The organism is Acidithiobacillus sp. TH-A35 (genome assembly GCF_057473505.1).
This window is the reverse complement of sequence record NZ_JBYCKR010000152.1, coordinates 1-5,147: the sequence shown is the minus strand read 5'-3', so window position 1 is coordinate 5,147 and position 5,147 is coordinate 1. Positions and strand designations below refer to the sequence as shown.

The 5,147-nt window shown below is 60.5% G+C and carries 5 protein-coding genes; all 5 read right to left on the bottom strand.

Annotated elements, in window-relative coordinates:
• On the bottom strand, positions 1-449 hold a 449-nt coding region (locus AC2VNK_RS05275; RefSeq protein WP_486883078.1), incomplete at its 3' end, for an S-adenosylmethionine:tRNA ribosyltransferase-isomerase.
• Between the two features lie 8 nt (positions 450-457).
• Positions 458-1,783, bottom strand: coding sequence for a hemolysin family protein (locus AC2VNK_RS05270; RefSeq protein WP_291523109.1), 1,326 nt, complete (start codon positions 1,781-1,783; stop codon positions 458-460).
• 38 nt (positions 1,784-1,821) lie between these two features.
• A complete protein-coding gene (locus tag AC2VNK_RS05265; protein WP_486883077.1) occupies positions 1,822-2,415 on the bottom strand; it encodes a CBS domain-containing protein in 594 nt (197 codons plus the stop codon).
• Positions 2,416-2,478: 63 nt separating this feature from the next.
• Positions 2,479-3,693, bottom strand: coding sequence for an O-succinylhomoserine sulfhydrylase (locus tag AC2VNK_RS05260; protein WP_486883076.1), 1,215 nt, complete (start codon positions 3,691-3,693; stop codon positions 2,479-2,481).
• Positions 3,690-5,117 (bottom strand): amidophosphoribosyltransferase, encoded by a 1,428-nt coding sequence (gene purF, locus AC2VNK_RS05255; protein ID WP_486883079.1) that lies wholly within the window; start codon positions 5,115-5,117, stop codon positions 3,690-3,692. Before purF ends, AC2VNK_RS05260 begins: the two co-directional genes overlap by 4 nt.
• Positions 5,118-5,147: the final 30 nt, after the last annotated feature.

The window sequence follows — 5,147 nt, the reverse complement described above, 5'->3', positions numbered from 1 at the left end:
TAAGGCGGCAGGGGCATACTCCCTTCGGCTTCGAGAATGGGTAACCACTGGGCGTCCGCGGACAGGATAAGACGGACGTCCATGCCATCCTTTTCCTCTACCGTGGCAACGGCACCGCCCGGCAAATGAATGCGCATGCCCGGTCGCAACGCCTTGGACGATTTCGCCAGAAACCAGCCCTCCCGGGCATCGACCAGTCGGTCGAGCAGCAGTTCGACCGCGCCACCCGTCGCTTTGCGGGCCTGCAAACGCGCGGGAAGCACACGGGTATCATTGAGGACCAGCAGGTCTCCGGGCTGGAGGAGGTCGGGCAGATCGCATATCCGCGCATCTTCCCAAGTGCCTTGGCGGCCATCAACGATGAGCATGCGCGCGGCACTGCGTTCCGCGAGAGGTGCCTGGGCGATCAGCGCATCAGGCAATTCATAATAAAAATCACTTTTCTGCATGGAGCGTATCAGGAAAACCAGTCGGATTCAGGTTGGTCGGGGTGCGGGATCACTTGCACCAGTGTGATGCGTGGACCTTTTTTACGCAAGACCACCACGTCGAAGTTGGGAAAAGCGATCCGCTCTCCCTCTTCCGGAACCCTTTCGAGCTGATGCATGACCAGACCGCCGATGGTATCCGCAGTCTCCTCGTCAATGTCGATGTGCAGGCTGCGCTCCAGGGAATACAGCGAGAGGCTGCCAGAACCTACCCAACTGCCGTCAAGGCGCCGCCGCCACTCCCGCCGCTGGTGCCGGAACTCATCGGGGATAGCGCCGAGCAGACTTTCCAGCACGTGATCCAGCGTGACAAAACCGGTGATGGTGCCCAGATCATCCACCACCAGCGCAAAATGCGGGTGGCCGGAACGAAAATGGGTAAGCAAGTCCATGGCCGGTAACGCCCTGCCTACGGAAGGTAGCGGGCGCAGGAGTGTTTTCAGGTCACCCAGGTCCGGGTGCTTTGACAGGGTCGCAAAAGCATCCTTGACGTGGAGCAGGCCGACCACATGCTGGCGGTCCCCTTCGCACACCGGATAACGGGTAAAGCGATGGCGCATCATCACCTGGCGGATCTCTTCCGGGCTGTCTTCCAACATCAGACAGACCATCTCGGCGGCGGGACGCATCAGGTCCCCGGCCGTCAGTTCCGTAAAATCGAGGGTGCGATCGAGGATATCTCCGGTGCGCTGGCCGAGGGTGCCCTGCGCCTGACTGAGGGCCAGGATCATCGCCAGTTCATCGCGGGAATGGGGTGCATCGCCGGCATGCTGATCCACGCGCAGCGCAAAGAGGCGCAACACGATGCGGGTCGCGCCATTGAGCACCCAGATCGCCGGGTACATGAGCCAGTAAAAAGCGTAAAGGGGCGCACCGGTCCACAGGGACACTGCCTCCACCTTGCGGATGGCTAGTGACTTGGGTACCAGCTCGCCGATCACAATGACGATGAAGGAGATCAGGGCAAAGCCGATTGCAAAAGAAACTGATCGCAAGGCCGTCGGATCGGTCACCCCAACAGCCCGGAAAAGAGGTTGGAGCAAACGCGCTACGGTGGGTTCGCCCACCCAGCCGATACCCAGAGAGGCAATAGTAATGCCGAGTTGGGTAGCGGAAAGATAGGCGTCGAGACGATGGTGCATCCGCATGAGAATGCGCCCGCGCAGCCCATGCTCCTGGGCAAGGGTACGGGCATGGGTACTGCGTAATCGCACCAGCGCAAATTCTGCCGCAACAAAAAAACCATTCAGCAGAATCAGTAAGGCTGCCAGCAGCAGCCCGTTGATCTCATGCACGGGAGACCACTCCCGCCCGCGCGTGGCGGGGGTCTCGTTCAGTCATCACTGGTGATGAGTTGCTCCAGCCCGGCAAAACTCTGCACCACATCATTGGTCTGAATAGACACCCCCAGTTGTCGCGCTATCTGGCTGATGGAAAAAACACCGCGAATCTCTTCACCGCGGGGCGTTTCCTCGCGCACCAGGGCGTGCTGACGCCCCGCCTTGCGCAGGGTCAGGACGACATCCCCCACGGTAGACCGCTCCACCTCAGCGAAGTCGAGCACATCAATCTGACCCAGAGGCACCATGACATCCTGCACCTTGATGGAGTCCCGCGCGACATGGTTTTCGGCCGCCAGTTTTACGGGCTTTTCACCCATGATGTCACGGGCAGTGGCCAGACCGATCAGCGTACCGAAGTCATCCAGCACAAAAAGCATACGGACACCCACATGAATCATGCGCTGCATGGCCTGATCAATGGTGGTTTCCGGCTTCGTCGTCGCAGCGGGCACCCGACTGAGGTCGGTCATACTTTTGATCGCCATGTCGCTGGGCGTCACTGTCAACGGCATCCCATTATCAAGCACGCAGATACGCGTGTCCGGCTTGAGTCCATGACGTTGTAATGCACGGAATCTTGTCATTTCATTATCTCCGCAGTTGGAAAAGTGGCTGGAAAACTCGCTCCTGTCCAAGGATAGCGCAAATCAGCGGCTTGCAAGAGCGGCAAAGCCGCGCTCCAAATCATCGCGCAGGTCGTCAGCATGCTCCAGTCCGACACTGATCCGCAGCAAACCATCGCCAATCCCCGCCGCTGCCCGTGCGTCAGGACCGACCCGGCTGTGGGTCGTGCTGGCAGGGTGCGTAATGGTGGTCTTGGCATCGCCGAGATTGGCGGTCAGGGAGAGCAGGCGCAGGGCGTCCACAAAGGCCCAGGCCGCCATCTGCCCACCATGCAGGTCAAAGGACAGAATAGCACCCGGCAGGCGTTGCTGACGCGCCGCGAGGGCCTGCTGTGGATGACTCTTGAGGCCCGGATAATAAACCCGCGCCACTTCCGGCCGTGCTTCCAGCCATTCGGCAATCTGCTGGGCATTGGCGCAGTGACGCGTCATGCGCAGTCCGAGGGTCTCCAGACCTTTGAGCTGCACCCAGGCGTTGAAGGGGCTGAGACTTGGGCCCGCCGTGCGCACGAAATTGCGTGGCCCGCTGTTGAGCAGTTCGGTACTGCCGCAAACCGCCCCGCCCAGGGTTCTCCCCTGCCCGTCCAGGTACTTGGTGGCGGAGTGAATGACCAGATCGGCGCCAAACCTGAGGGGCTGCTGCAAGGCCGGGGTACAAAAACAGTTGTCCACCACTAGCCAGGCATCATGGGCATGGGCCAGATCCGCCAGTGCCTGCATGTCGCCAATCTCGGTAAGCGGATTAGAAGGCGTTTCAAGGAAGAGCATCCGGGTATTGGGACGCAGTGCCGCGTGCCACGCCGCCACGTCCGCCAGCGGCACAAAACTGGTCTCCACCCCGAAGCGGCCGAGAATATTACTGAGCAGTTGCACCGTCGTACCAAAAATAGAGCGGGAGGCGACGATATGATCGCCCGCCTTGAGCATCCCCATGAAGGCGGTCAGGCAGGCGGCCATGCCGGAGGCCGTGGCGACACAGGATTCTGCACCCTCCAGCGCGGCAAGCCGCTCTTCAAAAGTACGTACGGTGGGATTGGTGAAGCGCGCATAGATATTCCCCGGCGCCCGTCCGGCAAAGCGCTCCGCGGCCTCTTCTGCCGAGTCGAAAACAAAACTGGAAGTCGGGAAGATGGCCTCGCTGTGCTCCTGCTCCTGGGTGCGGTGAATACCGGCGCGGATGGCGAGGGTCTCCGGGCGGAGATGTGCCGCCCAGTCCGGGTTGGAATCCTGAGAGTTCATCGCAGCTCCTCGATCAGATGCAATTGACGCGAGCCATGTCCTTCCGGCGTTGGCAACGGATAGTCATCACTAAAACAGGCGTCGCAGAAACCCTGCCCACGCCCGCCCACGGCCTCATAAAGCGCCTCCAGACTAATGTAGCCCAGGCTGTCGGCACCAATGATTTTACGCACCTCTTCAATACTGTGCTGGGCCGCGATGAGCTGGGAGCGATCCGGGGTATCGATGCCATAATAGCAGGGCCCGGTCGTGGGTGGCGCGCTGACCACAAAATGCACCTCGCGCGCGCCAGCAGCCCGCACCAGACTGACAATTTTAGCGCTGGTCGTGCCCCGGACGATAGAATCATCCACCAGGACCACCCGTTTACCACGCAGGATGTTGGGCTGGGCATTGAGCTTGACCTTAACCCCGAAATCACGACCGCGCTGTGCCGGTTGAATGAAGGTGCGGCCCACATAGTGATTGCGGATCAGCCCCAGCTCGAAGGGCAGACCAGAGGCCTCCGCATAGCCCATGGCCGCCGCAACGCCGGAATCGGGGACGGGCACCACCAGATCCGCCTCTCGCGGATGCAGACGTGCCAGCGCCTGACCAATGCGTTTGCGCGCCGAGTATACGTGGATACCATCGAGCACACTGTCCGGACGGGCGAAATAGATATATTCAAAGACGCACATGCGCCGGCCGACGGGCGCAAAAGGCTTGCGGCTCTCGATCCCTTCTTTGGAAATGACGATCAGTTCCCCCGGCTCAATGTCGCGGACGAACTCCGCCCCCATCAGGTCGAGGGCACAGGTCTCGGAGGCCAGCACAAAGCCCCCGGAATCAATCAGGCGCCCCAGCACCAACGGACGAAAGCCCATGGGATCACGCACCCCAATCAGTCGGCTTTCCGTCAGACAAACCAGCGAGTAGGCACCGGAAACCTGCTGTAGCGCCGCCGCGAGCCGGGTCCCCGCATCGTCGCCCGGTACCCGCGCCAGCAGATGGACGATGACCTCGGTGTCCATATCCGTGTGGAATATGGCCCCTTCCCGCTCCAGCCGGGTGCGGAGTTCAGCCGCGTTGACCAGATTACCATTATGACCGACGGCAAAGGCGCCATGGCGATAATTGATAAATACCGGTTGGGTATTCCGCAGTACGGAATCCCCTGCAGTGGAATAGCGCACGTGGCCGATCGCCTGTTCACCGGGCAGCTTGCCGATCTGCTCCAGTCCGAAGACATCGGCCACCCGCCCCATACCGCGCTGCACATAAAGCTTGCCCTGATCGCCAGAAACAATACCCGCCGACTCCTGGCCCCGGTGTTGCAAGGCATAGAGGCCGAGATAGGTCAGGTTGGCGGCTTCCGGATGACCAAATACGCCAATTACCCCGCATTCATCATGAAAATGATCGTCATCCACGATATGCTGCATCATATTGTCATTTTGCAATTTTTTGCGACT

What these genes read in the sequence shown, in the direction of transcription:
- AC2VNK_RS05265 (WP_486883077.1), bottom strand. Translation starts at nt 2,415, where the DNA reads ATGACAAGATTCCGTGCATTACAACGTCATGGACTCAAGCCGGACACG.
- AC2VNK_RS05260 (WP_486883076.1), bottom strand. Translation starts at nt 3,693, where the DNA reads ATGAACTCTCAGGATTCCAACCCGGACTGGGCGGCACATCTCCGCCCG.
- purF (WP_486883079.1), bottom strand. Translation starts at nt 5,117, where the DNA reads ATGCAGCATATCGTGGATGACGATCATTTTCATGATGAATGCGGGGTA.